Below are 25450 nucleotides of genomic sequence, written 5' to 3'. Positions count from 1 at the left end.
CGATTCTCACGGGTGAGGTTACACTCACGCTTGAAGCTCTGGGGTGGGAACTTGGAGAAGAACGATATTTTCGTAAAAATGGACGAGCTGGACAACCAAGTAGGTACGTTCCATAAGGAGCTGACGGCTTTGAAGCAGAAGGTAAAAGAGCTGTTAGAAGACAATAAGCGACTTAGTGAAGAGAACAACCAGCTGCGTCAACTGTTTAAAAGAGAAGCGGAGCTTGAGCGTGAAGTAGTTAAAGCTCCAGCCAAAAGCAAAAAATCGGGTGCACCCCAAGAGGTGCAGGTGCTTACCGAGCAAGCATTCGCAGAAGCGAATGTAGCTATCGGAGAAGGCCATGATAATTTGACCCGGCTGTATCACGAAGGATTCCACATTTGCAACGTATATTACGGGCATTTGCGGACGGAGGGCGACTGTTTATTCTGTCTATCCTTTCTAAATAAATAGTGGAATCCGTATCGACATGCCGTCCTTGCCGCAAAGGGCGGTATTTTTATTAACCAGGGTCTTGTCAAAAAACGATTGCAATCATGACCGAATAAGGAAAAGGAGCGGCTTAAAACGTGTCGGAACAAATAACTTTAGCAGCTAATGAACGGCTTGATGATTTAATGACGGAATCGGGATTAAAAATTATACAGAGCAGGGAAGTATTCAGCTTCTCGCTTGATGCCGTGCTGCTCTCCCGGTTCGCAAGCATACCGAAGCATGGAAGAATCGTTGATTTATGTTCAGGAAACGGCGTTATTCCCATGCTTCTCACTACGCGAACAAATGCACGGATAGATGCGGTTGAAATTCAACCGAGACTTGCGGATATGGCGAGACGAAGCGTAGAGCTCAATCAGCTGACAGAGCAAATTACAGTTATTGAGCAGGATTTGAAATTATATCCGAAGCTTGCGGGGAATGGGGTCTATGACGCGGTAACGGTCAATCCGCCATATATGCCGATGACAGCAGGCGAACAAAATGAAAATGAACATTATGCGATAGCGAGGCATGAAATACACTGTACGCTTGATGATGTTGCAGAAGCATGTTCAAGGCTTGTACGTCCAGGTGGGAAGGTATCCATGGTTCATCGGCCGTCACGCTTGCTGGATATCGTAGAGACGATGCGCAAGTGGCGGCTTGAGCCAAAGCGGATACAATTTGTACATCCTCATGCGAATGCGGAAGCCAACATGGTATTAATAGAAGCGATGCGGGATGGAAAGCCTGATATTAAGCTTCTTCCGCCTATTATGGTTTATGAGAATGGGGTGCAGATCGTTTGAACATACAGAAAAGCTTCTCGGAAGCTGCAAAGGAAAGCTCTGGCAGCCTATATTTAGTAGCAACGCCAATCGGGAATTTAGAGGATATGACCTTTCGGGCGATTCGCACGCTGAAGGAAGTGCAGCTTATCGCCGCTGAGGATACAAGGCAAACGCGCAAGCTGCTTTCGCATTTTGAAATCGGTACGCGTATCGTTAGCTATCATGAGCATAATAAGCGAGCAAGCGGACCTGAGCTTATCCGTTTGCTGCTAGAGGGACAATCGATTGCACTCGTTAGTGATGCAGGCCTGCCGGCGATTTCCGATCCTGGCGCCGATCTTGTAAAAGAAGCTGTTGAACATAATATCCCCGTAATCCCTATTCCAGGGGCAAATGCCGCATTATCTGCGCTGATCATGTCAGGCTTGCCGACAGATCGATTTTTATTTGCCGGGTTTCCGCCGCGCGAACGAAAATCGTTAATGAAATGGCTGAAGGATATGCAGGCTCAGAGAGGAACCCTCCTTTTTTACGAGTCCCCACACCGTATTGGAAAAACATTGGAAGCTATTTTGGAATGTCTGGGTGATCGTCATATTGCATGCGTTAGAGAGCTAACGAAGCGCCATGAAGAGGCGGTGCGCGGCCGGGTATCGGAATGTATCGAATGGTTTGCGGAGCATCCGCCGCTGGGTGAGTTTTGTATCGTGGTGGAAGGATCAGAAGGATCTGGCGCTAGCGAACAACCAATTGCAGAGACTTGGTGGTCTGAGCTTGATCTTGCTGCTCATGTTGCACATTACGAGGAGCAATACGATCGAAAGGAAGCGATCAAGTTGGTTGCCATAGATCGAGGATTGCCAAAACGAGATGTATATAATGAGGTTAATAGATAAAGATGTATAGATAACCATTAAATAGACAAAAAAAAGACCTTCCTGGCCGGGTTCAAGCGCAGGAAGGCATCAAGGAGTATAAAAAAGGTTAGAATTAACAAGTTGATAAGTACAGTATAACCGATTTTTTTTATTTTGTCACAGGTGTTGGCATCTCAGATAAACAAATATGACAAACAATTTTTCCTTTGAAGTAAGATACGTTTTCTGCATTGCCACAGAAGATACATGCAGGCTCGTATTTTTTAAGCATGATGCGCTCGCCATCAACGTAAATCTCGAGTGCATCCTTCTCGCCTATACCTAGTGTACGGCGCAATTCGATTGGTATAACAACACGTCCTAGCTCATCAACTTTACGAACAATACCAGTAGATTTCATCATAATATATCAGTGCCCCTCTCAAAATACAATTCGCCATCGTTCGACATAAATTTTGCTTTTATGATTACTATAATACCAACGATTACCATAATAGTCAACCGATAAATTGACTTAATAAGCCATTAGGTTAAGTATTTGACTATACACAAGGGTCATATTACTCTGTAATAGAATACAACAGCTTCGACATTTTGGAAACTAATTTACGACACTATTCGACAAGAGTCTCGCATTTTGTGTCGAAAATATGAACAAAGGAGATGAGAGACGATGAAGCAGCAACTGACCGAAGAGAAGGTTTTTAAAGACCCTGTCCATCATTATATTTATGTGCAGGACCAGACCATTTGGGATTTAATTAATACGAAGGAGTTCCAACGTTTAAGAAGAATACGCCAATTGGGAACCTCGTATTTGACTTTTCATGGAGCGGAACACAGCCGATTTTCACATTCGCTAGGCGTCTATGAAATAACGCGTAAAATTATTTCTCAATTTGAGCGCAATGGCTATCCAGACTGGCCTGCCGAGGAAAGGCTGGTCTCGCTATGTGCGGCTTTGCTGCATGATGTCGGTCATGGTCCGTTCTCCCACTCCTTAGAAGAAGTATTCGACACAGATCACGAAGAGTGGACCTGCAAAATTATACTTGAGCATTCGGAAATCAACCATGTGCTGCGAGCAGTATCCGAAGATTTTCCCGCTCAGGTCGCCGCGGTTATCCAGAAGACCTATCCAAAACCTATAGTCGTAAGCCTCATTTCAAGTCAAATGGATGCCGATCGCATGGATTATTTGCTTAGAGACGCTTATTATACTGGAGTCAACTATGGAACCTTCGATTTAGAACGCATATTACGCGTATTGAGACCTTATAAAGGGCAAATTGTAGTGAAAGAGAGCGGAATGCATGCCGTAGAGCATTATTTGATGTCTCGCTATCAAATGTATTGGCAGATTTACTTCCATCCAGTAACAAGAAGCTCTGAGATTATTTTACGTCAAATATTTCGTAGAGCGCAGGAGCTTTATGTGGGTGGCTATAAATTTGATTGGATGCCGAGCCCTCTCCAATGCCTGCTTCATAACAATATGACGGTGCATGATTATTTGAAGCTGGATGAGGCACTTGTTCAAACCGCATTCACACAATGGGCAGAGGAGCAGGATCCGCTGTTAAGCGACTTATGCGATCGGTTTTTGAACCGCCATTTATATAAGTACATAACGATCGATAATCCTGATGAACAGCTTTTAAATGAGATTAGCGATTGCTTCTCCTCTATAGGAATGAATCCCGATTACCATATGGAAATTGACTTCCCGTTTGACCTGCCATACGACGTATATCGACCGGATAAAAAAGAAGGAGAAAAGAAAGAAAAAGCGCCGATTTTGTTGTTGGACAGTCAGGATGAAATAAGTGAAATATCTGCCAAATCCGACATTGTTCGTTCAATAACCGGATTGCATCAGGGGCAATATCATCTGTATTATCCAGAAGAGCCGCTCAAAAAAAATAGTTCACAAATACCTGATTCATTAAAAAAATTGTTTAAACTCGACTGAAGGAGCCTGACATTAATATGACATTGCTATTTGATACCCACACCCACTTAGACTCATATAAGTTCGATGAGGATCGCCACGAAGTTATTCAGCGCGCAAAGGATGCAGGCGTGCATATGCTCCTTAATATCGGCTTTAACCGCGAGACCATTCCAACGACGATCGCGCTTGCTGAGCAGTATGATTTTATTTATGCAGCCGTCGGCTGGCATCCGGTTGACAGCATCGATATGCTTCCGGAGGATTTGGAGTGGATAGAGCGTTTATGCACGCATGAGAAGGTCGTTGCGATCGGTGAGATCGGTCTTGATTATCACTGGGATACCTCGCCCAAAGACGTTCAGCAGCGCGTATTTCGCGAGCAAATTCGACTTGCCCGTAAAGTAGGCAAACCGATCGTAATTCACAATCGTGATGCGCATGAGGATGTCATTCGAATTTTGAAGGAGGAAAATGCAGCCGAGGTTGGCGGGGTCATGCACTGCTTCTCCGGCAGTCCCGAAACCGCGAAGCAATGTCTGGATATGAACTTTTATATTTCATTCGGAGGACCGGTTACTTTTCAAAATGCAAGGGTTCCCAAAGAGGTGCTCAAACAGGTTCCGCTCGATAAAATTTTGATTGAAACCGATGCTCCGTATTTGGCTCCACATCCCTTCAGAGGGAAGCGAAATGAGTCCTCTTATGTGGCACTAGTTGCACAGACGGCAGCCGAATTATTAGGCAAAACGGTAGAAGAAATAGGGGCAATTACGACCGAAAACGGAAAAAAATGTTTTGGTATTGTCTGAAAACGAGAGAACCAGAGAGAATTTAAGACCTTTATCGCGTAAAAACTAATTTTTATAGCGATTATCGCTTATTTTTTCCGTCTTTATCCACCTTTTTCGCTTAAATCGTCTTTTATCGTATCTTTACAATTCACCTCGTATGAGGGTATGATTCAACTCAGAGCATTACATTTTGTATTGGATTTCCAGTTTGCGCTTAATCTCCATTTGGAGAGCGGGGGAACCAAATACGGGTTTTTTTGAACCGTATTTTGAATTCTTCAAGGGGTGAATTTCGGAACCTTTGCCATGAGCATTGCGTTACGAATAGGGCGTCTCTCTTGCCCGAATCCGTCAGCTAACCTCGTAAGCGTTCATAGAGAGTGATCAACCTCGTGCATCCATTTTTCTGTATCCCAGCGTAGTCATTTACTCGGGAAGCCACGAAACAGATCCTCTGTCGACGGCTTCTTTTTATTTTCGAATAAACGGGAATTTGTCGACATAGGGATTAAAGATGGGGGTGGGAGGATCGATAGCAGTACTGGATTGCGTGCTTGCACGCCAATATACTATAGTCGCGTCAGTTGTATCATGCGTAACACTTGGCGGCGGGGCTATGAAGGAGGACCGATGAAGTGGGAATACTCCAGGTTAAGGACACCCATGGGAAACGATCATCCAGCATGTCTTTCGCATTGCGATGGAAGCGTGAAAACTTGCGTTTGATTCTTTTGAGTGCTACTATCTCAATCGCTATGACTTTCATGTTTTTGGTGTTGTTGTACGGAACGGCTGTCAAAAGCGTCTCCGTAGTAGTGAACGGACAAGAAACCGTTGTGGAAACGAAGCAATGGGTCCTGCAACGCCTACTGGATGAACAAGCTATCGCAATTGGACCACATGATGAGGTGTCCATACCGCTTAATGCGGCAATAAAGGACGGAGATCGAATTGAGGTAACTCAAGCGATTCCGGTAATTGTGAAAGCTGATGGCAAGACCTCTACTGTATATACGACAGAGAGAACAGTGCAGGCAGCGATCGAGGAATTAAATATTCCAGTTCGTAATCATGATAAAGTAATGCCTCCGCTTAATACGGTAGTCGATTCGGAATTAACGGTAACGGTTGTGCGGGTTGACACGAAGGTGTCAGAATCCGAGCGTGCTATGCCGTACTCTATCGTAAAGAAGAAAGATCCTTCGCTGGAAGCTGGCAAGGAAAAGCTCGTGCAAACCGGCAAGGAAGGCCTTATTGTTGAACATATTGAGAAGCAGTACGAGGACGGAATTCTCATTTCGAAGAAGATGGTCAGCAAGGTTGTCGAGACCGCTGCAGTTGACCAGGTTATCGCAATCGGAACGAAGAAGGCTGAGCCTAAAGTAACTGTGCTCTCAAACAAAAGCCCGAGTGTTGCTATGCTGACAAAGAGCGGTGTAACATTCAAGGCCAAAACCGTACTTAAGAACGTCACGCTCACAGCTTATTCTGCTGGTGTCGCTTCTACAGGTAAAGATTCGGATCATCCGGATTACGGAATTACGGCATCCGGTTCCCGTGTAAAAGAAGGACGGACCATAGCGGTTGATCCTAAGGTTATTCCGATTGGCTGGTGGGTTTATATTGAAGGAATCGGTTTCCGCCGGGCTGAGGATACGGGCAGCGCAATAAAGGGCAACAAAATCGACGTATACTTCGATAGCAACAAAACGGCAAATAAGTTTGGCAGGAAGAAAGGCTTTACCGTTTACGTGTTGGGGCCGAATAAACCTTCTTCAAGCTAATTTGCGGGGTTACCATCATCTTATCGTAATATTCAATTAAATATGCCATCATAAGGAGAGGCAATGCCTCTTCTTTTTGCATGTTTGCGGGCTTATAAGAGTTTATGTTGAAGGGAATGGTCTTGATGATCAAAGAGATCATTGTCGTTGAAGGTAAAGATGATACCGCAGCGATAAAACGAGCGGTTGAAGCGGACACTATAGAGACGAATGGTTCGGCTATCGGCGAGGATGTACTAAGAAGAATAGCGCTGGCGAACGAGCGACGCGGCATCATTATATTTACAGATCCCGACCATGCGGGGGAACGTATTCGCAAAATCGTTGCGAGGCACGCTCCCGGGTGCAAGCATGCTTTTTTACCGCAGGAGCAGGCTTTGTACAAAGGGGATATCGGCATCGAGAATGCAAGCCCGGATGCGATACGCTCGGCGCTCTCAGAGCTCCGTACGGAGTCGATGGACGAATCGGGAGAGATTAGCTTTGAGGACTTAATGGAAGCGGGTCTTATCGTGCATCCCGACGCGTCCAATCGACGCCTCGTTATGGGCAAGCTGCTCGGGATCGGATATGCGAACGGCAAGCAGTTCTATAAGCGATGTACAAGCTTTCGTATTTCCAAGGCGGAATTTGCAGAAGCGTTCAGACAAATGGAAAAGGAACTGGAGGGATAGAGGATGAGCGATCATGAACACAATGGGCAAAGCAAGGCAGCGGTAAAATCGTCAATAGTCGAGGTGGCAACGCCAAAGCGTACCAAAGAGATTATTGCCAAATACGGTTTCTCTTTCAAAAAGAGTCTCGGGCAGAACTTTTTGATTGACCAAAATATTTTGAACAACATCGTAGCAGCTGCTGAGCTGGATGAGACAAAAGGGGCGCTTGAGATCGGTCCCGGGATTGGCGCGCTTACGCAGCGGCTTGCACAAGCTGCTGGCAAGGTTACGGCTGTGGAGATCGATAATCGGCTTATTCCAATTCTAAAGGACATTTTAGCTGAAGAGCAGCACACCACGGTCATACATGGCGATGTGCTGAAGCTTGATTTGAAGCAGCTGTTCGAAGAGCAGTTTGCAGGGGTAACGGGCGTAAGTGTCGTTGCCAATTTGCCTTACTACGTGACTACGCCAATTTTGATGAAGCTGCTCGAGGAGAAGCTGCCTCTTGAGCACATCGTCGTCATGATACAGAAGGAAGTGGCTGAGCGAATGGCTGCGAAGCCAGGCGGCAAGGAGTATGGCAGCCTTAGCGTGGCTGTTCAGTATTATTGCGTGCCTACGCTTGTCTGCACAGTTCCGCATACGGTGTTTATTCCGCAGCCAAATGTCGATTCGGCTGTTATTAAGCTATCCCTGCGCGACAAGCCGGCCGTGGATGTGCCTGATGAGGATCATTTTTTCCGTGTCGTGCAGGCGAGCTTCGCACAGCGCAGGAAGACACTTGCGAACAATCTGACGGCGTTTGTAGGCAAGGAGCGGCGTGAAGCATTAACGGAGATGCTCCTGAAGAACGAAATTGACCCTATAAGACGCGGCGAGACGCTTTCGCTTGAGGAATTTGCGCGTATTAGCCGCAGCATGCTGGAAGCGGGCTGGGGAGCTCAGGCGGTTAAGTCATAAAAATACTCACCATTCGCTCTTTCTGCCCATAGGATAGAGGAAGAGGTGATTTACCCATGAAGCAAGGGGACCTGGTCGTCCGCAAATCGTATGGCGGTGACGTGCTATTTAAGGTTGAAGCTGTTCGTACAGAAACTGCCGTTCTGAAAGGCACGGACTACCGATTGCTTGCGGATGCTCCGATTCCAGATCTGTCGGTCGTACGCGATCCAGAATCGACTAGTGCGGTTCAGCAAGTTCGAATTAAAGTAAATGATTCTTTAAGACGCATGCATTCTGAACGAGAACGTCAAGCGGTTGAGAACGAGGATACTATTCGGCATGCGATGCAGCAGAGCCAGCCATTTTTTGAAGTGCCAGGAAAAGTTCTTCATCTCGATGGCGATGGTAACTATTTGAAGAAGAGCATGCAGCTATACAACACGATGCATGTTCCTTCTCATGGCCTCCATGTGCATGAATCCCAAATGGCTGATGTGCTGTACCGACTGCTGCCTCAAATCCAACCGGATATTGTCGTCATTACCGGACATGACGGTGTACTGAAAAACCGCGCGCAGATGGACTTATACAGCTTGAGCAGCTATAAAAACTCACAGCATTTTGTTAATGCAGTTCGCGTTGCTCGTGAATACGAGAAAAATCGCGACGGATTGATTGTTATTGCGGGTGCTTGCCAATCGCATTTCGAAGCCTTGCTTCAGGTGGGCTCCAACTTTGCAAGCTCGCCGGGACGTATTTTGATTCATGCGCTCGATCCTGTTTATATAGCCATTAAGGCAAGCTATACATCGATTAAGGACACGATCAACTTAGCCGATGTAATTCATGGCACGATAAGCGGAATTGACGGTGTTGGCGGCATTGAAACGATGGGACGCTTCCGTGTAGGCTTGCCAAAGCCCAAAATAACGGCATCCTCCTCTGTATTAAAGCAGTAAAATGGTATGCAAGCTGCCAATATAGGCAAGCAAATAACGTCAAAAAGACGTAAATTTGTTTATTAAAGTTGAAGCAACTTCTTATTATGTATATTATTTGCTATTCTATGCACGGTTTTTTCGAAAATGGGTGAAATCACCGTTGACAAGTAAATATTCTGACTGATATAATATTTTGCTTTGTTTGACAACCCTCCTCTTTTTAGTTATAATGGACAAGGAAAGAGGTGGTAGTGGACAATGGCAAAAAATGCGCTATTGGATATTAAACGCAGTTTGGAAGCTCATGTTGGCTCCAAAATCCGTCTTCGAGCGAACGGTGGCCGACGAAAGACCATCGAACGAACCGGTACGTTGGAAGAAACCTACCCTTCTGTTTTCATTGTCAAGCTGGATGAAGAGCAACATGCGTTCAAGCGTGTTTCATACAGTTATGCGGATATACTGACAGAGTCGGTGGAAGTGACCGTATGCAATGATGAAGGTCAAGTCCGTATCGCCCATTTGCAACAATAGAATATATATCGCCTAGTGAGGCATGTTAGCGCAGAGAAATCTGCGCTTTTTTTTTGTTATCGCAAGAACCCCATTTTCTTTTTGCAGCTTCGTGCGTGTTGCCGTTTCAATGCGTATGGTCTAAACCGAATTGAAGCATACTACCTGTGCAATAGTGACAGCCTACATGCTTATCGTTAATTTGGAGTTGGAGGTAATGGAATGAGCCGCAGAAGACGTGGAGTAATGTCAGAGCAATTGAAATATGAGCTTGCTAAGGACCTTGGATTTTACGATACCGTGCAGCAAGAAGGCTGGGGAAGCATTCGTGCGAAGGATGCTGGAAATATGGTGAAACGTGCGATACAGCTTGCTGAGCAAGCGGCAGCAAAGGCGAACCAGCCGTAATCGGGACGTCATATTCGTACAGACAAAAGCTAAGGTGTTGGCAGTCGGAAAATAGCCGATTGTCATCTCTTAGCTTTTATTGCGTTCGTTTGATATAATGATGCTTAAGCTTACGAACGAACGGGTGAACTTATCGGATGAAAATTTATGAAAAAGCTCCAGCCAAAATTAATTTAGTGCTAGATGTGCTCCGCAAGCGTGATGACGGCTACCATGAAGTCGAGATGATAATGACGATGGTTGACCTTGCAGACCGACTTGAAATGGAAGAGCTCCCTAGAGATACAATCATTATTTCAAGCCAAGTAGGCTACATACCTCTAGACGAGAAGAACCTGGCCTTTCAGGCGGCTAGGCTTATTAAAGAGCGCTACGATGTAAAGCAAGGCGTATATATTCATTTGGACAAAAAAATACCAGTCGCAGCAGGCCTTGCAGGCGGCAGCAGCGATGCAGCGGCTGCGCTGCGAGGGCTAAATCGACTGTGGAAGCTTCAGATCCCAGAGGACGAGCTGTGCCGTCTCGGCGCTGAGCTTGGCTCTGACGTTCCTTTTTGCGTAACAGGCGGCACAGCGATTGCTAGCGGCCGTGGTGAGAAGCTTGAGCATATCGCAGGTCCTCCGCAGTGCTGGGTCGTACTGGCGAAGCCGCCAATCAATGTATCAACGGCTGACGTATATGGCAGATTTCGAGCTAATGAGCTCAAGGAGCATCCTTCCATTCCTAATATGGTCAGTGCGCTGGAGAGAGGCTCCTTTACCGATATTTGTGAAGGGCTAGGCAATGTGCTGGAGAATGTTACGCTGGATTTGTATCCTGAGGTGATGCAGCTGAAGGAAAGCATGATTCGTCTTGGCGCTGATGGCGTCCTGATGTCTGGCAGCGGACCGACTGTTTTTGGCCTTGTATCGAAGGAGGCCAAGCTTCCACGCATTTACAACGGTCTCCGAGGTTTCTGCAAAGAGGTCTATGTGGTAAGAATGCTAACATAGGTCTGACGTTCTTCTTGATTAAATCCGTATAAAAATGTTATATTGACATTATATTATTCGGATTTAGTGGGGGGAGATGTGTTTGAAGAAGTTGAAACGGAGCTCGCGGTTGGTAGAAATGACCCAATACCTGTTAAGTCGACCCCACACGTTAATTTCATTGACAGCATTTGCTGATCGATATCAATCGGCAAAGTCTTCAATTAGTGAGGACCTGGCAATTATTAAAGAAGTGTTTGAGGAAGAAGGAATTGGTGAGCTTCATACGCTTGCTGGAGCAGCTGGCGGAGTAAAGTATACGCCAAAAATGCAGCAAACAACGGCACTTACCATTATGACAAGCATATGCCGCCAGCTAGAGCAGCCTGAAAGGGTTCTTCCGGGCGGTTATTTGTATATAACGGATATGTTGGGTCAACCAGAGCTGCTAGCCGATGTCGGCAGAATGTTTGCAACTGCGTTCGCTGATCGAAAGATCGATGTCATAATGACGGTAGAGACAAAAGGGATACCGCTTGCATATGCAACCGCATCCTGCCTGAACATACCGGTTGTTATCGTACGGCGCGACAATAAGGTAACGGAAGGCTCCGCGGTTAGCATCAACTATGTGTCGGGGTCAACGAAGCGGATTCAGACGATGTCACTGGCGCGCAGGGCGCTGAAGGAGCATTCGCGCGTTCTTATTATTGATGACTTCATGAAGGCTGGCGGAACGATACAAGGAATGATGGATTTGCTATTCGAATTCAAAGCTACCGTTGCGGGTGTCGGCGTATTTGTCGAGTCCGGCGAGGTGGAATTGGAAGAGAGGCTTCTTGAAGATTATGTGTCGCTCGCTAAGCTGACTGCCGTTGATATGAAAACAAAGCAAACAACTGTTATTCCTGGGAATTATTTTAAAGGATAAAGTTATTTGGGAATAACAGCTTATATTTCTTGATAAGAAAGGCTGGGACCATAATGAATAATAAGCAACAACTGGAAGCAATTGCAACGGATAAAGCGCCTGCAGCGATCGGGCCTTATTCGCAGGCAATCAAGCTGGGAGGATTATTGTTTACTTCGGGACAAATCCCGTTAGATGCATCCGGACAGCTAGTAGAAGGCGGCATTGAGGAGCAAACCCATCAGGTGTTTCGCAATTTGGAAGCCGTTCTTGCAGCAGCAGGTGCAAGCTTTCAGGATGTTGTAAAGGCGACTGTATTTATGAAGGACATGAATCAGTTTGCAACGGTAAACGGCATTTACTCCTCCTACTTCGGAGATCATAAACCGGCTCGATCAACCGTTGAGGTAGCGAGGCTGCCAAAGGATGTTTTTGTCGAAATAGAGGTCATTGCATCGACTCTTGTCGAATGAAAACGAAAAAGATTTAATTGTAAAAAAATATTTTAAATACAGCATGATTTTTCCAAAAATGTAGAAGGAATTGGCACAAAAACGTGGAAGTATACACCAAGTCTCTGATAGACAAAGGTGGTGAACACAAGTGCAAATTACTGATGTCAGACTCCGCCGTGTAAATTCCGAAGGGCGTATGAAGGCAATCGCATCCATTACTATTGATAATGAATTCGTTGTTCACGATATTCGTGTCATCGATGGAAACAATGGTATGTTCGTTGCAATGCCAAGCAAACGTACTCCGGATGGAGAATTTCGGGATATCGCTCATCCGATCTCTTCAACCACCCGGGAGAAAATCCAGGCTGCTGTTCTCGCAGAATATGAGCGTGCAGCAGAAGAAGTTGCGATTGAAGAAGGAGCTTAACCAGAGCATTTCATGAATTTTGGGGTTGTTTGGAGAAGAGAGCCATGGCTCTCTTTTCTTTTTTTTTTGATATATAGATACAGAATCGTATAATGGAATATAATAAAGCTAGTCATTTTATGCAGATGGGTTTAATTGTCATTTTTATTCAAAGTAGATTTAGGGGGTTTTTTATTTGAAAGTTATGGCGATTGTGCTTGCGGCTGGACAGGGCAAGCGTATGAAATCGAAATTATATAAAGTACTTCATCCGGTATGCGGCAAGCCTATGGTCGGTCATGTGCTCGATGTTGTGAAGGAAGCGAAAGCTGAGCGTTCCGTTGTGATCGTTGGGCATGGAGCGGAGATGGTTAAATCGTATTTAGGCGCTAGCGCTGAATATGTCCTGCAGGAGCAGCAGCTAGGTACGGGCCATGCGGTGCGTCAGGCTGAAGGCTTGCTAGGCGGCGAAGAGGGTACGACGATCGTTATTTGCGGGGATACGCCTCTCGTACAGGCTTCGACGATTAGCGCGATGCTTGAGCTGCATACAGGAAGCGGAGCTGCTGCCACCGTGCTGACTGCATCGTTTGATGATCCTACCGGCTACGGACGCGTAATTCGCAGCGAAGATGGAACGGTTCAGCGCATTGTGGAGCAAAAGGATTGCTCGCCAGAAGAGGCAGCAGTGAAGGAAATCAATACAGGCACCTATTGCTTCGACAATAAGAAGCTGTTTGCAGCGCTTGCGAAGGTAACGAGCAACAATGTGCAGGGTGAATTTTATTTGACCGATGTCATCGGCATATTCCGCAGCGCAGGCGAATCCGTTCAAGGCTATTGCACGACTGATTTGGCTGAGGCGATTGGCGTGAACGACCGCGTTGCGCTTGCAGAAGCTGAGCGCTTCATGCGCGAGCGTATTAACCGCAACCATTTGCTTGGCGGGGTTACGCTGATTGATGCTTCATCGACTTATATAGAAGCAGGAGTTCAAATCGGCTCCGATACGGTTATCTATCCGGGAACGGTGCTTCGCGGATCAACGGTTATTGGCGAGGATTGCATCATTGGACCTCAAGCAGACATTTCGGATAGTACAATCGGAGCGGGCGTCACGATTAAGTATTCCGTAGTAGCAGAATCGATCGTAGGCGATACCAGCTCAGTTGGACCATACGCGAATTTGCGTCCAGGCTCAAAGCTTGGCATAGGCTGCAAAATCGGCGATTTCGTTGAGCTCAAAAATGCATCGCTGGACGATGGAAGCAAAGTGTCGCATTTGAGCTATGTAGGGGACGCTAAGGTCGGCAAAGATGTGAATATCGGCTGCGGCGCGATTACAGTCAATTACGACGGCTATAATAAATTTGTGACAGAGATTGGCGACAATGCGTTTGTCGGCAGCAACGTCAACCTCATTGCGCCAGTGAAGATTGGTGACGGTGCTTATGTCGTTGCCGGCTCAACGGTCACGCAGGATGTGCCAGCCGGAGACCTCGCCATTGCACGCGAGCGTCAAGTGAATAAACCGGGCTATGCCGAGAAGATTCGCGGACGTGCCAAAGCGAAGAAGGAAAAGAAGCAGCAATAGATGCTAATCAAATCTAGCTATTATAGGATGCAGGACGAATTCAGAGGAAGAATTCGTTGCTGCATCTTTTTTTGTCTTCTCCTATTTGCTGTTTAATTATTGGCTGCAGTGGGTAAGTTATAGGAAATGCTTACGAAGTGAGTTTTGCTTCACAAAACTAAGCGTATGCTTACGGAGCAAGTTTTGCTTCACAAAACTTTTTAGGAGGTAATCAATATGGCGATAGCTATGAACGCGGATCAACGAACTGGCACGACGAAAGGTGAGTTGCGCCAATTGCGGCTCCAAGGGAAAATTCCGGGCGTTATTTACGGAAAACAATTAGATAATGCCGCTCAGGTAGTGGTAGATGGCAAGGAGCTGCAGGCGCTGCTTCGGTCCCATCCGAATGCGGTGCTTGAAATAAATATTCCATCACATGGCAAAACGTCAGTGATGATATCAGAAATTCAGCGTGATTCCTTGAGCCGTCAAGTGCTTCATGTTGATTTCCATCAAATCAATATGAACGAAAACGTACGGGCTAACGTTCGCATTCAACCGGAGGGCGATTCTAACGGGGTAAGAGAGGGAGGCATCCTTCAAGTGATTTTGCATGAGCTTGAGGTACAGTGCTTGCCGGGCAGTATTCCTGACTCCGTCACAGTAGACATTTCCTCGCTCGCAATAGGCGAGAGCGTACTGGTAAGCGATTTGAAGCTGCCTAAAGGCGTCGAGACGTTCGCAGAGCCGGAGCAGGTTGTGGTAACGATTCTTGCGCCTCAGAAGGAGCTTACGGAGGAAGAAGCAGAGGATGCGGCTGTGGAGCTTGCGGAGGCGGAATCACGTTCCAAGGAAGCTCAGCTTGAAGGCATTAAGAGTCTGTAATTCCATCCTCGCACAAAGCAGCTTGCAAGTGAATGGCGCCGTCCTTTAAAGGACGGCGCTGTTTTGTGGTTGGCACAAGCTGTGCTGCTTCATATTCTCCTTCTTTACTAAGTTTAAGCCGTTTACGCTAGCAATAGATTATGATACATTTGTCGGTAAAGGAGTGGAGCTAGCAATGAGGTGGATTGCAGGACTCGGGAACCCCGGAACCGCTTATCAGGGAACCCGGCACAATGTTGGATTTATGGTTATTGATGAGCTGGCAAAGCGCTGGGGCATCAGTGTTACACAAAGCAAATGCAAGGCTTTAATCGGCGAGGGCAACGTGCAGGGCACGAAGGTTGTCCTTATTAAGCCGATGACATATATGAATTTGTCAGGCGAGTCCGTTCGATCTTTTCTCGATTATTTTAAAGCTGATGTTCAAAATGGCCTGATTGTTTATGATGATTTGGATACGGAAATCGGCAAGCTGCGGCTTCGTTACCAAGGTAGTGCGGGCGGACATAATGGCATCAAGTCGCTTATTCAGCATCTGGGCACACAGACGTTCGACCGCGTTCGGATGGGCATCTCCCGTCCGCAGCCTGGTATGAACATTGCAGATTATGTACTGTCGGCTTTTCCTAAGAGCGAGAAGGAGAAGCTGGATGCGATGATTATGGATGCGTGTGATGCGATTGAATTCAGGCTGAAGGCACCATTCGAAGAGACGATGGCAAAGTTTAACCGATAATCTGTTAGAATACGTGATTACGGGCATACTGAAGGGTATAACGACCCTTCAGGAGGCATACATATGGCTGTAAACTATATTTGTCGGCATTGCAGAACGTCAATTGGATCCCTCAGCGGGTCAAATATAACCGAGCACCAGCTTGGTTTCCATTTCTTGACCCCCGAAGAGCGCAGCGATATAATAGCGTATGACCCAAATGGAGATGTAACGGTAAAAGTGGTTTGTGATTATTGCCGCGAGGCGATCGACGCGAACCCGGAGCTTCATTTGGTAGCTAATCCTCTTCAATGACGGAAAGTGAATAGTATGAGCCTTAGCGGATGGCTGAGGCTTATTTTCAATGTACAGGGAGCGATCGTATCACTCTTTCGATTGTGTATAGAAACGGGGTGTCGCAAACGTTGAAAGCTTTAATTAACGCTTTTGCCGCGGATACGGACGTTCAGTCCGTTATATCCGGTATTCGTAAAGGCATGCGTGAACAGATGATATCTGGACTCGCAGGCTCTTCCAGGCAAGTACTTATTGCAGCGCTGCAGGAGGATATAGCGCGTCCAATGCTTGTCGTGACGCATAATATGTTCGCTGCGCAGAAGATTGCAGAGGATTTGCAGGAATGTCTTTCACCAGAAAATGTATTGTTATATCCCGCGAATGAGCTGGTTGCTGCAGAGGCGGCGATCTCGAGTCCTGAGACGCTTGCGCAGCGAATGGATGTGCTGATCAAGCTGTCCAAGGGCTATCGCGGGATTGTTGTCGTGCCTTTCTCAGGGGTTCGGCGTTATTTGCCTATAAGCAGTGTAATGGCAGAGGCGCAAATCGCGGTCGGCGTTGGCGATTCGCTGCCGATTGACGCTTTTCTGCGACAAATGACAGCGCTAGGCTACACGAGAGCCGACCGGGTTGAGCTGCGCGGCGAAATGAGCGTTCGCGGCGGTATTGTCGACTTTTATCCGTTAACTGCGTCTCATGCGTATCGGATTGAATGGTTTGGTGATGACATTGATTCCATACGCGCCTTCGATCCTGCGGATCAGCGCTCTTCCGATCGCTTAGAGTCCTATGTGGTTCCGCCATGCCAGGAGCTGATGGCAGATAGAAGCCGTATGGAAATCGCGGCTAACCATGCGCAGAAGCTGCTCGATAAGCAGCTCGACAAAATGACCGACCGCACAGCTAAGGATCGTCTCCGTACGGAACTAGGCGGGGAGCTTGAACGGCTGCGCGAGCATGTTTATTTTCCGGAAATGTATAAATATATTTCACTTCTATATCCTGAGCGTCAGACGATTCTTGACTATATGCCAAGCGATACACTTCTCATACTAGACGAGCCAACGCGATTGATAGAGACGGCTAAGCAGCTGGAGCGGGATGAGGCGGAATGGTCGATGCATTTGCTGCAAAACGGCAAATCGCTTCCTGGTCTTTCGCTTGCGCGCGATACGGAGGAGATTTTGCACCATCGTCCGTTTCCGACGCTGTTTCTATCTTTGTTCTTGAGACAAATTCCGCATTCGCAGCCGCAAAATATTTTGAACATGACCAGCCGCTCGATGCAAAATTTCCATGGACAAATGAATGTGCTCAAGGCCGAAATGGAACGCTGGCGAAAGACAGGCGCTACCGTTATGATGCTGGCCGGCAATGCGGAGCGCATGGAGAGAATGCGCCGCGTGCTCGACGACTATAGCATTGAGATGCCTACCCTGCTTGAGGGCAATTTGCAGTCCGGCTTTGAGCTGCCTTCCTCTCATCTCGTTATTATTACGGAAGGCGAGATGTTCACGCAGAAGCAGCGCAAAGCAAGAAGGATAGATAAGAAGGTCGATAATGCAGAGCGCATCAAGAGCTATACGGAGCTGAAGGTCGGCGATTACGTCGTCCACCATAACCATGGTATCGGTAAATACGTAGGTATCGGCACGCTTGAGATCGCAGGCATTCATAAAGATTATTTGCATATTCTATACGCTGGCGGAGATAAGCTATCTGTTCCAATTGAACAAGTCGACATGATTCAGAAGTATGTCGGCAACGAAGAGAAGGAACCGAAGGTCAATAAGCTTGGCGGAAGCGAATGGACAAGGGCGAAGAGCAAGGTGAAAGCGTCCGTACAGGATATCGCTGATGACTTGATCAAGCTGTATGCAGAGCGGCAAACCGCGCCCGGCTATGCTTTCGGACAAGACACCTCGTATCAGAACGAATTCGAGGCGATGTTCCCATATGACGAGACGCGTGACCAGCTTAGAGCTATTGAAGAGATTAAGAAGGATATGGAGAAATCCCAGCCGATGGACCGGCTTCTATGCGGAGACGTTGGTTATGGCAAAACCGAGGTCGCCATTCGTGCCGCTTTCAAATCGGCGATGGACAGCAAGCAAGTAGCCGTGCTTGTGCCTACAACGATTCTAGCGCAGCAGCATTACGAGACGTTCCGCGAGCGCTTTTCCGGTTACCCGATTAACGTTCAGGTGCTTAGCCGCTTCCGCTCCCGCAAGGAGCAGAATGAGACGATGAAGGGGCTAAAGGCGGGGACGGTCGATGTTGTAATTGGCACGCACCGCTTGCTTTCGCAGGATATTATTTTCAAATCGCTAGGGCTTCTTATTGTCGATGAAGAGCAGCGCTTTGGCGTGTCCCATAAGGAAAAGCTGAAGAAGCTGAAAACCAATGTTGACGTGCTTACGCTGACAGCAACACCGATTCCGAGAACGCTGCACATGTCCATGCTTGGCGTGCGCGATTTGTCCGTTATCGAGACACCGCCAGAGAACCGCTTCCCCGTGCAAACCTATGTGGTCGAGTACAGCCCGTCCCTTGTTCGCGAGGCAATCGAGCGGGAGCTTGCGCGCGGCGGTCAAGTCTATTATTTATATAATCGGGTTCAAGGGATCTACCAAATGGCGGAGCAAATCAATGCGCTCGTACCAGGTGCTAGAGTTGCGGTCGGCCATGGCCAAATGTCAGAGCAGGAGCTGGAAAAAACGATTCTCGACTTTCTTGACGGCGAGTCAGACGTTCTTGTCAGCACGAGCATCATTGAGACAGGCGTCGATATTCCGAACGTTAACACGCTTATCGTGCATGATGCGGATAAAATGGGGCTCTCCCAGCTGTATCAGCTGCGCGGCCGCGTAGGGCGTTCGAATCGCATCGCCTATGCATATTTTACGTACCAACGGGATAAGGTGCTGACCGAGGTAGCGGAGAAGCGTCTGCAATCCATCAAAGAGTTTACCGAGCTTGGCTCAGGCTTCAAAATCGCGATGCGAGATCTATCGATCCGTGGAGCGGGCAATTTGCTAGGCGCGGAGCAGCATGGCTTTATTGCCTCGGTTGGCTTCGATATGTATTCGCAAATGCTGGCTGATGAGATCGCGAAGCGCAAAGCAGAGATGAGCGGCGAGGAAATTAAGGAAGAGAAGCCTGTCAGTACGCTTATTGATGTCAGTATCGATGCTTATTTGCCTTCGGATTATATTTATGACAGCATCCAAAAAATCGAGATTTATAAGAAGGTTGCTGCCATTCGCAATTTTGATGAGGCGGATGATGTGATCGATGAGCTAGTGGATCGTTTTGGCGATTTGCCGCAGGCGGTCAGCAACTTGCTTGCTGTAGCTAGGCTGAAGGTGTATGGCTCGATGTACGGCATTGAACAGCTTAGCGGCAAGGGTGATGACCTATTGCTTCGTTTTGCAGCCTCAGAGAAACGCCGGATTGACCGGAAAAAGGTGGATCAGCTGTGCTTGAAGCATGAGAACCGCTTTAAGCAGGGCAGCGATCAGGAGCCGAATCCAACGATTTTGCTGCGAGGCAAGGGATTGAATATGGAGCAGAAGATTCATATGATCGAGCAATTTTTGCAGGCCTATAAGGATGTTCTTCTATTCAAGGACGAATTGCAAAACGTGTCGCCATAGACAAGATTCGCTTTATGCGTCCCTTTTCTGATACAATACTAACAAGTTCAAAAGATGAAAGGGGATTCAACATGTTACACAGTTCACGCAAATCGGCATGGCGCAAAGGCGCGCTGCTTATCGTGGCAGTTGTGCTGGTCATGACTATGGCGGCATGCGGCGCGAAGAAAACGGAAGTTGCCACTTATAAGGGCGGCAATGTGACAGATACGGAATTCAATAAGTATTTGGATGTATTTACGGTTATGCAGCCGACTTATGCGCAAATTATCGAAATACCGCAATTTAAGGAGCAGTTGCTCCAGCAGTATATTTCTTACAAAATTTTAGGCAGCCGCGCTTCTGAGGAAGCGATTAAGAAAGCTGAAGCTGATGTAAAAGAGCAAATGAAGCAGTATAAAGATGCATTGGGTCAAAATGCAGAATTGAAAACGGCCGTTGACGCGAAGAAATTGAAAGACAAAGATATGGAGAACTATTTGCTGCTGACATCGAAGGTTGTCGCACATATGAACTCCCAAGTCACAGACGAAGATATGAAAACCGAGTATGAGAAGAACACCATTAACTATGCGCTAGTTACGGTGCGTCATATTTTGGTGGCGACTAAGGACCCGTCATCCCAAGAGGGGAAAGAGCTTCGTACAGCTGAGGAAGCTTTGGCGCGTGCCAAAGAAGTAAAAGCTAAGCTGGAAGCTGGCGGAGACTGGGCAGCCCTTGCCAAGGAATATTCGGATGACACTGGCTCCAAGGAAACAGGCGGACTCTATGCAGACAAGATGAACGGCGATTGGGTTGAAGCCTTCAAGCAAGCTGCATACAAGCAGGAGATCGGCGTTATTGGCGATCCAGTAGAAACAGAGTACGGCTATCATGTCATTAAAGTAGAGAAGCGCGATTCAGCAGCCTTCGATAAAATCACTGATGCAGTCAAGGAGAAAGTGAAGAGCACCATTTCTTATGAGCTTATGAACAAGTTCATGACGGACGAGCTTCCTAAGCAAGAGGTCGTAATCAAGCTTCCTAAGACGGAAGAAGAGACTCCGGCAAGCGATGCGCCTGCGGGCGAAGCTCCTGCTGGTGACGAAACACCAGCTACGGATGCACCGGCAACAGATGCACCAGCAACGAAATAATTGTAAGGACTTGCGATTCAGACCCTTTAACCAGCTGTTGGTTAAGGGGTCTTTTGCTAAAAATAAGTAAAGTAAGGATTGGTTGCCCGGTGGACACAAATCAATATTTGCTGCGTGAGGCGAAGAGTATCGTGTTGAAATCTCCTGATGCATCTACGGAGATCAGGATTGATGCTCCTACGTTATTTATTCTTAGCGAGGGCTGCGGAACGATGACGATTAATGAATCCGTCACCCAGCTCAGCTTTGGCTGCCTCTTGTTTGCCCAGGCGAGCTTTCCGACTATGCAGCCGATCATATGATCGTCAGCATTTACGAGGAGGGCGGAATGGAGAAAACGAATCGATTACTGGCAAGCGATGTTTGGCAGCAGCTCCCGGCTGTCCGAGAGGGCAGGGTTTATTTGATCCCCGTCGGCAAATGCTTCTCGAATGATGGCGTATCCTTGCAAAGGCTAACGAGTATGCTTGTTCATTTGCTTCTTTCTTACTAAGCTCAACATGATAATAATCCATACGACAAGGTGACTTTTATCTATGGACGATAGGCAGCGGCATTTGATATGCTTCTAACGATAATGATTCCCATTATCAAGTAAGGGGATCTATCGTCCATCGTAAATAGGGAGGCTCACCATGTTGAAGAAGAAATCATATTTGAGCTTGAGTGTACTTATTCTTATGTTGTCTGTTCTCGTATCCGCCTGCGGGGGGACGAACCATACAAACGGAAACGCTGCAACTAATGGGCCAAAAGTAACTGAAGCGCCCGCGGCGACAGATGCGCCTGCAGCACAATTCCGCAGCTACGAAACGGCAAAGGGAGCCGTTGAAATTCCAGTGAAGCCTTTAAAAATAGTTACCGATTATTACGGCGGTGAATTGCTGTCGGTCGGTGCTAACGTAATTGGTGTTGAGCCTAGCGCTTTCGACAATCCGTTTATTAAAGATCTGCTCAAAGATGCGGAGGATGTAGGCGCGCCGATTAACGTAGAGAAGGTGCTGGAGCTTCAGCCTGACCTCATTGTCGTCATGTATGACGAGAGCTATGAAGCACTGTCCAAAATAGCGCCAACGCTTCATATTCCATACGGCACAGCGACGAACGTTTATGAAACGTTAAGATTGTTCGGTGACATTACTGGAGCGAAGGTTAAAGCAGAGCAATTTATTGTCGATTTCGACAAGAAGGCTGCTGAAGGCCGTGAGAAGCTTAAAGGAATCATAGACGAGAATGCGACTTTCGGACTCTACGAGCTGACAGATAAAGGCGAGCTTTGGATCTTCGGAGATAATGCTGGCCGCGGAGGCCAGGCAGTCTATAATGCTTTGAAGATGAAAATGCCGCACAGCGGGAAGAGTACGGAGGAACAGACTATTCAATTATCCTTGGAGGTACTGCCGGAATACGCAGCTGACTATATGTTCCTTACGACATATGACCCTGAGAAAAAGGGCGAGGAGTTGACAAAATTGAAGTCTTCAGCTGTGTGGAGCGGTCTGAAAGCTTCGAAGAACAATACGTTGTTCTACAATGATTACGATACTTTCTATCGCTATGACCCAATTGCCATCTTGGGACAAATTGATATCATTGTTGATATGCTAATCGAACGGTCGGAAGAAAACAAAAAATAATGGCTAAATAGCATGAGTATAAAGTCCATTTCAAGGCGTAAGCGTTGAAGTGGGCTTTTTTTTGCATACAGGCAATGATATGTGAATATATATTTCATCAAATAGGATTTTTAATCATATATGAAAATGTTACCTTCTTTAATGTCATTATACTTAACATCATTAACACGAAAATCCTCCAAAAAGACCATTTTTGAATAAAAATATATCCTTAAAGATTTTATATGTAAAGTATATTGACACAAAGTTAAGAGCCAATCTATAATGAAAGCACGAACAATGGATGGTTATTCCAAGGTAATGTTCGGATATAGAGACAAATATAAGGAATTGGGGAGTGGGAAGATGAATAAGAAAATGTTTTATCAGTTCGGCTTGTTGCTTGTGGCTCTAACGTTAGTATTAGCGGGCTGCGGAGCCAATAACAACAAAACGGCATCTACGAATGGCGAAACCGATAAGGCAACAAATACAGCAAATACGGGAGCAGACGCAGAGGGGGAAATTAAAGTAGGCATTTTGCACTCGCAGAGCGGCACGATGGCGATCAGTGAGGTGTCGGTTATCGATGCGGAAATGATGGCGATTGATGAGATCAATGCTGCTGGCGGTGTATTGGGCAAAAAAATCGTACCCGTGCTTGAGGACGGCGCATCGGATTGGCCTACCTTTGCGGAGAAGGCTCGCAAGCTGATTTCCGAGGATAAAGTCGCAACGGTATTTGGCGGATGGACATCCGCAAGCCGGAAAGCGATGAAGCCGGTATTTGAAGAGCTAAATGGCCTGCTCTGGTACCCGGTGCAATATGAAGGTCTTGAATCTTCCCCGAATATTTTCTACACAGGAGCTACAACCAACCAACAAATCGTTCCTTCGGTTACATGGCTCCTTGAAAACCGCGGCAAGAAGTTTTACTTGCTCGGATCGGATTATGTATTCCCTCGTACGGCAAACCTCGTCATCAAGGAGCAGTTGAAGGCAGAGGGCGGCGAATTGGTGGGCGAAGAGTATACGCCGCTTGGCCATACCGATTACAGCACGCTTATCAGCAAAATTAAAGAAGCTAAGCCGGATGTCGTATACAACACGCTTAACGGCGACAGCAACGTAGCTTTCTTTAAGCAATTGAAGGATGCGGGAATTACTGCTAAAGATTTGACAACCTTGTCTGTATCGGTTGCAGAGGAAGAGATTCGCGGTATCGGTGTAGACGTACTGGAAGGTCATTTAGCGGCATGGAACTACTACCAAACGACGGATACGCCAGCAAACAAAACGTTCGTCGAAAACTACAAAAAGAAATTCGGCGAAGAGCGCGTTACGGCAGATCCGATTGAAGCGGGCTATACGGCGGTGTACTTATGGGCAGCGGCGGTTGAGAAGGCAGGTTCAACGGAAGTGGATAAAGTGAAGGAAGCGGCTAAAGAGCTGGAGTGGGATGCTCCGGAAGGCAAAGTGAAGATCGATGGCGCTACACAGCACATTTACAAAACCGTTCGTATCGGTGAAGTGCAGGCCGATGGCCAATTCAAGGAATTGTGGAATTCGGGCGAAGCGGTTAAGCCTGATCCGTACTTGAAGGGCTATGATTGGGCGGCAAGCATCCAGCCAACGGAATAATTGATAAGCGAGCTATGGTCTAATACGCAGCAATACATGGGGGAGTATTCGATCGCTTCGAATGCTTCCCTTCTGTTTTATCGAAAAAGCGACGGCAACAGCCGTTTGCGCTTGAAAGGAGCGGTTATATGGAAGTGTTTCTGCTGCAGCTATTCAACGGTTTAAGTATTAGCTCCATTTTACTTCTCGTAGCGCTCGGGCTTGCCATTACGTTTGGTCTGATGAAGGTCATTAATATGGCACATGGCGAGCTGATTATGATTGGGGCCTATTCCACGTATTTGACGCAAAATCTATTTCATGACTATTTGCCAAAATCGATGTTTGATTGGTATTTCGTGCTTGCCGTTCCGGTTAGCTTTGCGATTGCGTTTTTGTTTGGCCTTATTCTTGAAATGTCGCTCATTCGTTTTCTATACGGACGTCCGCTTGACAGCTTGCTTGCAACTTGGGGCGTTGGCCTTGTGCTTCAGCAGCTTGCGAGGTCAATCTTCGGGGCGCCGAACGTGGCGGTTACGAGTCCGGCTTGGCTAAATGGCGGCTTAAGGATTATGGATGGCACGCTGCTCCCTTATAAAAGGCTATTTATAATCGCGCTCGTTATTGCCTGCCTGGTAGCGATGTATTTCTACATTTATCGGAGCCATGAGGGAAGAAGAATGCGCGCGGTTATGCAAAATCGCGATATGGCTGCATGTCTTGGCGTATCGACGCGGCGGGTTGACTCGATGACCTTTGCCATTGGCTCCGGCATTGCAGGCATTGCGGGCTGCGCGCTGACGCTGCTCGGTCCGATAGGTCCTTCGCTCGGCACCTACTATATCGTTGATGCGTTCATGGTCGTTGTGCTTGGAGGCGTAGGCAAGCTTGTCGGTACGGTGCTGGGTGCAACTGGGATTGGCATGTTCAATACGCTATTTGAGTATTGGACGAATGCATCGCTAGGCAAAGTGCTCGTGTTTGTTTGTATAGTTGCTTTCCTGCAATGGAAGCCTATGGGGCTTGTTGCGATGCGTTCAAGGTCGCTTGATTAGGATAAGAAAGG

General features: G+C 47.0%; 27 protein-coding genes and 1 riboswitch. Of the genes, 26 read left to right on the top strand and 1 reads right to left on the bottom strand.

Annotation, left to right across the window (positions count from 1 at the left end):
- The first annotated feature begins 51 nt into the window (after positions 1 to 51).
- From HI950_RS30630 to rsmI, 3 genes are all read left to right on the top strand, one after another.
- Positions 52 to 453, top strand: a complete 402-nt coding sequence (locus tag HI950_RS30630; RefSeq protein WP_169090110.1) for an initiation-control protein YabA — start codon at positions 52 to 54, stop codon at positions 451 to 453.
- A 164-nt stretch (positions 454 to 617) separates the two neighbouring features.
- The gene (locus tag HI950_RS30625) at positions 618 to 1286 is read left to right on the top strand and encodes a tRNA1(Val) (adenine(37)-N6)-methyltransferase (protein WP_169090140.1); all 669 of its coding nucleotides are present in this window, start codon (positions 618 to 620) and stop codon (positions 1284 to 1286) included.
- Positions 1283 to 2164: a 16S rRNA (cytidine(1402)-2'-O)-methyltransferase gene (gene rsmI, locus HI950_RS30620; RefSeq protein ID WP_169090108.1), complete on the top strand. Its 882-nt coding sequence runs from the start codon at positions 1283 to 1285 to the stop codon at positions 2162 to 2164. Before HI950_RS30625 ends, rsmI begins: the two co-directional genes overlap by 4 nt.
- 130 nt (positions 2165 to 2294) lie before the next feature.
- Here the strand turns inward: rsmI and HI950_RS30615 are convergent, their stop codons facing one another.
- Positions 2295 to 2549 carry an AbrB/MazE/SpoVT family DNA-binding domain-containing protein gene (locus HI950_RS30615; RefSeq protein WP_028609554.1) on the bottom strand — a complete coding sequence of 85 codons (255 nt, stop codon included), beginning with the start codon at positions 2547 to 2549 and terminating at the stop codon, positions 2295 to 2297.
- A 270-nt stretch (positions 2550 to 2819) separates the two neighbouring features.
- Here HI950_RS30615 and HI950_RS30610 point away from each other — a divergent pair, with 270 nt between their 5' ends.
- The 23 genes from HI950_RS30610 (at position 2820) to urtB (ending at position 25439) form a co-directional block, all read left to right on the top strand.
- A complete protein-coding gene (locus HI950_RS30610; protein WP_169090106.1) occupies positions 2820 to 4118 on the top strand; it encodes an HD domain-containing protein in 1299 nt (432 codons plus the stop codon).
- Between the two features lie 23 nt (positions 4119 to 4141).
- Positions 4142 to 4909: a TatD family hydrolase gene (locus HI950_RS30605; RefSeq protein ID WP_169090138.1), complete on the top strand. Its 768-nt coding sequence runs from the start codon at positions 4142 to 4144 to the stop codon at positions 4907 to 4909.
- A 183-nt stretch (positions 4910 to 5092) separates the two neighbouring features.
- Positions 5093 to 5277: riboswitch (cyclic di-AMP (ydaO/yuaA leader) on the top strand.
- A gap of 249 nt (positions 5278 to 5526) precedes the next feature.
- Positions 5527 to 6675 (top strand): resuscitation-promoting factor, encoded by a 1149-nt coding sequence (locus tag HI950_RS30600; protein WP_317618480.1) that lies wholly within the window; start codon positions 5527 to 5529, stop codon positions 6673 to 6675.
- A gap of 125 nt (positions 6676 to 6800) precedes the next feature.
- On the top strand, positions 6801 to 7349 hold the full coding sequence (gene rnmV, locus HI950_RS30595) for a ribonuclease M5 (protein WP_169090104.1): 549 nt from the start codon (positions 6801 to 6803) through the stop codon (positions 7347 to 7349).
- A gap of 3 nt (positions 7350 to 7352) precedes the next feature.
- The gene (gene rsmA, locus HI950_RS30590) at positions 7353 to 8294 is read left to right on the top strand and encodes a 16S rRNA (adenine(1518)-N(6)/adenine(1519)-N(6))-dimethyltransferase RsmA (RefSeq protein ID WP_191297148.1); all 942 of its coding nucleotides are present in this window, start codon (positions 7353 to 7355) and stop codon (positions 8292 to 8294) included.
- Between the two features lie 56 nt (positions 8295 to 8350).
- Complete coding sequence (yabG, locus tag HI950_RS30585; RefSeq protein ID WP_169090102.1) at positions 8351 to 9235, top strand: sporulation peptidase YabG; 885 nt, start codon at positions 8351 to 8353, stop codon at positions 9233 to 9235.
- Between the two features lie 240 nt (positions 9236 to 9475).
- Positions 9476 to 9751: a biofilm formation stimulator Veg gene (gene veg, locus HI950_RS30580; RefSeq protein WP_053373389.1), complete on the top strand. Its 276-nt coding sequence runs from the start codon at positions 9476 to 9478 to the stop codon at positions 9749 to 9751.
- A gap of 201 nt (positions 9752 to 9952) precedes the next feature.
- Positions 9953 to 10138, top strand: a complete 186-nt coding sequence (locus HI950_RS30575) for a small, acid-soluble spore protein, alpha/beta type (RefSeq protein ID WP_169090099.1) — start codon at positions 9953 to 9955, stop codon at positions 10136 to 10138.
- A gap of 137 nt (positions 10139 to 10275) precedes the next feature.
- The gene (ispE, locus tag HI950_RS30570) at positions 10276 to 11130 is read left to right on the top strand and encodes a 4-(cytidine 5'-diphospho)-2-C-methyl-D-erythritol kinase (protein WP_169090097.1); all 855 of its coding nucleotides are present in this window, start codon (positions 10276 to 10278) and stop codon (positions 11128 to 11130) included.
- An 82-nt stretch (positions 11131 to 11212) separates the two neighbouring features.
- A complete protein-coding gene (purR, locus tag HI950_RS30565; RefSeq protein WP_169090095.1) occupies positions 11213 to 12040 on the top strand; it encodes a pur operon repressor in 828 nt (275 codons plus the stop codon).
- A 53-nt stretch (positions 12041 to 12093) separates the two neighbouring features.
- Positions 12094 to 12492, top strand: coding sequence for a RidA family protein (locus tag HI950_RS30560; protein ID WP_169090093.1), 399 nt, complete (start codon positions 12094 to 12096; stop codon positions 12490 to 12492).
- 130 nt (positions 12493 to 12622) lie between these two features.
- A complete protein-coding gene (spoVG, locus tag HI950_RS30555; protein ID WP_028609566.1) occupies positions 12623 to 12904 on the top strand; it encodes a septation regulator SpoVG in 282 nt (93 codons plus the stop codon).
- A 175-nt stretch (positions 12905 to 13079) separates the two neighbouring features.
- Positions 13080 to 14477, top strand: a complete 1398-nt coding sequence (gene glmU, locus HI950_RS30550) for a bifunctional UDP-N-acetylglucosamine diphosphorylase/glucosamine-1-phosphate N-acetyltransferase GlmU (protein ID WP_317618479.1) — start codon at positions 13080 to 13082, stop codon at positions 14475 to 14477.
- Between the two features lie 216 nt (positions 14478 to 14693).
- Complete coding sequence (locus HI950_RS30545; RefSeq protein WP_169090091.1) at positions 14694 to 15344, top strand: 50S ribosomal protein L25; 651 nt, start codon at positions 14694 to 14696, stop codon at positions 15342 to 15344.
- Positions 15345 to 15519: 175 nt separating this feature from the next.
- Positions 15520 to 16080 carry an aminoacyl-tRNA hydrolase gene (gene pth, locus HI950_RS30540; protein WP_169090089.1) on the top strand — a complete coding sequence of 187 codons (561 nt, stop codon included), beginning with the start codon at positions 15520 to 15522 and terminating at the stop codon, positions 16078 to 16080.
- A gap of 63 nt (positions 16081 to 16143) precedes the next feature.
- Positions 16144 to 16374, top strand: a complete 231-nt coding sequence (gene fin, locus HI950_RS30535) for an anti-sigma-F factor Fin (protein WP_169090087.1) — start codon at positions 16144 to 16146, stop codon at positions 16372 to 16374.
- Between the two features lie 110 nt (positions 16375 to 16484).
- A complete protein-coding gene (gene mfd / locus HI950_RS30530) occupies positions 16485 to 20012 on the top strand; it encodes a transcription-repair coupling factor (RefSeq protein ID WP_223285617.1) in 3528 nt (1175 codons plus the stop codon).
- Positions 20013 to 20083: 71 nt separating this feature from the next.
- A complete protein-coding gene (locus HI950_RS30525; RefSeq protein ID WP_169090083.1) occupies positions 20084 to 21148 on the top strand; it encodes a peptidylprolyl isomerase in 1065 nt (354 codons plus the stop codon).
- Between the two features lie 89 nt (positions 21149 to 21237).
- A complete protein-coding gene (locus tag HI950_RS30520) occupies positions 21238 to 21450 on the top strand; it encodes a hypothetical protein (protein WP_169090081.1) in 213 nt (70 codons plus the stop codon).
- Positions 21451 to 21476: 26 nt separating this feature from the next.
- The gene (locus tag HI950_RS30515; protein WP_169090079.1) at positions 21477 to 21641 is read left to right on the top strand and encodes a hypothetical protein; all 165 of its coding nucleotides are present in this window, start codon (positions 21477 to 21479) and stop codon (positions 21639 to 21641) included.
- Positions 21642 to 21783: 142 nt separating this feature from the next.
- Positions 21784 to 22785, top strand: coding sequence for an ABC transporter substrate-binding protein (locus HI950_RS30510; RefSeq protein ID WP_169090078.1), 1002 nt, complete (start codon positions 21784 to 21786; stop codon positions 22783 to 22785).
- Between the two features lie 345 nt (positions 22786 to 23130).
- Positions 23131 to 24405: an urea ABC transporter substrate-binding protein gene (gene urtA / locus HI950_RS30505; RefSeq protein WP_187768197.1), complete on the top strand. Its 1275-nt coding sequence runs from the start codon at positions 23131 to 23133 to the stop codon at positions 24403 to 24405.
- A 128-nt stretch (positions 24406 to 24533) separates the two neighbouring features.
- Complete coding sequence (gene urtB, locus HI950_RS30500; protein ID WP_169090076.1) at positions 24534 to 25439, top strand: urea ABC transporter permease subunit UrtB; 906 nt, start codon at positions 24534 to 24536, stop codon at positions 25437 to 25439.
- Positions 25440 to 25450 lie beyond the last annotated feature (11 nt).

Origin of the sequence: Paenibacillus sp. PL91, from assembly GCF_012935325.2 — a bacterium.
Lineage (GTDB): Bacteria > Bacillota > Bacilli > Paenibacillales > Paenibacillaceae > Pristimantibacillus.
This window is presented reverse-complemented; position numbering and strand designations above follow the sequence as displayed.

What these genes read in the sequence shown, in the direction of transcription:
- HI950_RS30625 (WP_169090140.1), top strand. Translation starts at nt 618, where the DNA reads ATGACGGAATCGGGATTAAAAATTATACAGAGCAGGGAAGTATTCAGC.
- HI950_RS30615 (WP_028609554.1), bottom strand. Translation starts at nt 2,549, where the DNA reads ATGATGAAATCTACTGGTATTGTTCGTAAAGTTGATGAGCTAGGACGT.
- HI950_RS30610 (WP_169090106.1), top strand. Translation starts at nt 2,820, where the DNA reads ATGAAGCAGCAACTGACCGAAGAGAAGGTTTTTAAAGACCCTGTCCAT.
- rnmV (WP_169090104.1), top strand. Translation starts at nt 6,801, where the DNA reads ATGATCAAAGAGATCATTGTCGTTGAAGGTAAAGATGATACCGCAGCG.
- rsmA (WP_191297148.1), top strand. Translation starts at nt 7,353, where the DNA reads ATGAGCGATCATGAACACAATGGGCAAAGCAAGGCAGCGGTAAAATCG.
- yabG (WP_169090102.1), top strand. Translation starts at nt 8,351, where the DNA reads ATGAAGCAAGGGGACCTGGTCGTCCGCAAATCGTATGGCGGTGACGTG.
- veg (WP_053373389.1), top strand. Translation starts at nt 9,476, where the DNA reads ATGGCAAAAAATGCGCTATTGGATATTAAACGCAGTTTGGAAGCTCAT.
- HI950_RS30575 (WP_169090099.1), top strand. Translation starts at nt 9,953, where the DNA reads ATGAGCCGCAGAAGACGTGGAGTAATGTCAGAGCAATTGAAATATGAG.
- ispE (WP_169090097.1), top strand. Translation starts at nt 10,276, where the DNA reads ATGAAAATTTATGAAAAAGCTCCAGCCAAAATTAATTTAGTGCTAGAT.
- HI950_RS30560 (WP_169090093.1), top strand. Translation starts at nt 12,094, where the DNA reads ATGAATAATAAGCAACAACTGGAAGCAATTGCAACGGATAAAGCGCCT.
- HI950_RS30545 (WP_169090091.1), top strand. Translation starts at nt 14,694, where the DNA reads ATGGCGATAGCTATGAACGCGGATCAACGAACTGGCACGACGAAAGGT.
- pth (WP_169090089.1), top strand. Translation starts at nt 15,520, where the DNA reads ATGAGGTGGATTGCAGGACTCGGGAACCCCGGAACCGCTTATCAGGGA.
- fin (WP_169090087.1), top strand. Translation starts at nt 16,144, where the DNA reads ATGGCTGTAAACTATATTTGTCGGCATTGCAGAACGTCAATTGGATCC.
- HI950_RS30525 (WP_169090083.1), top strand. Translation starts at nt 20,084, where the DNA reads ATGTTACACAGTTCACGCAAATCGGCATGGCGCAAAGGCGCGCTGCTT.
- HI950_RS30515 (WP_169090079.1), top strand. Translation starts at nt 21,477, where the DNA reads ATGGAGAAAACGAATCGATTACTGGCAAGCGATGTTTGGCAGCAGCTC.
- HI950_RS30510 (WP_169090078.1), top strand. Translation starts at nt 21,784, where the DNA reads ATGTTGAAGAAGAAATCATATTTGAGCTTGAGTGTACTTATTCTTATG.
- urtA (WP_187768197.1), top strand. Translation starts at nt 23,131, where the DNA reads ATGAATAAGAAAATGTTTTATCAGTTCGGCTTGTTGCTTGTGGCTCTA.
- urtB (WP_169090076.1), top strand. Translation starts at nt 24,534, where the DNA reads ATGGAAGTGTTTCTGCTGCAGCTATTCAACGGTTTAAGTATTAGCTCC.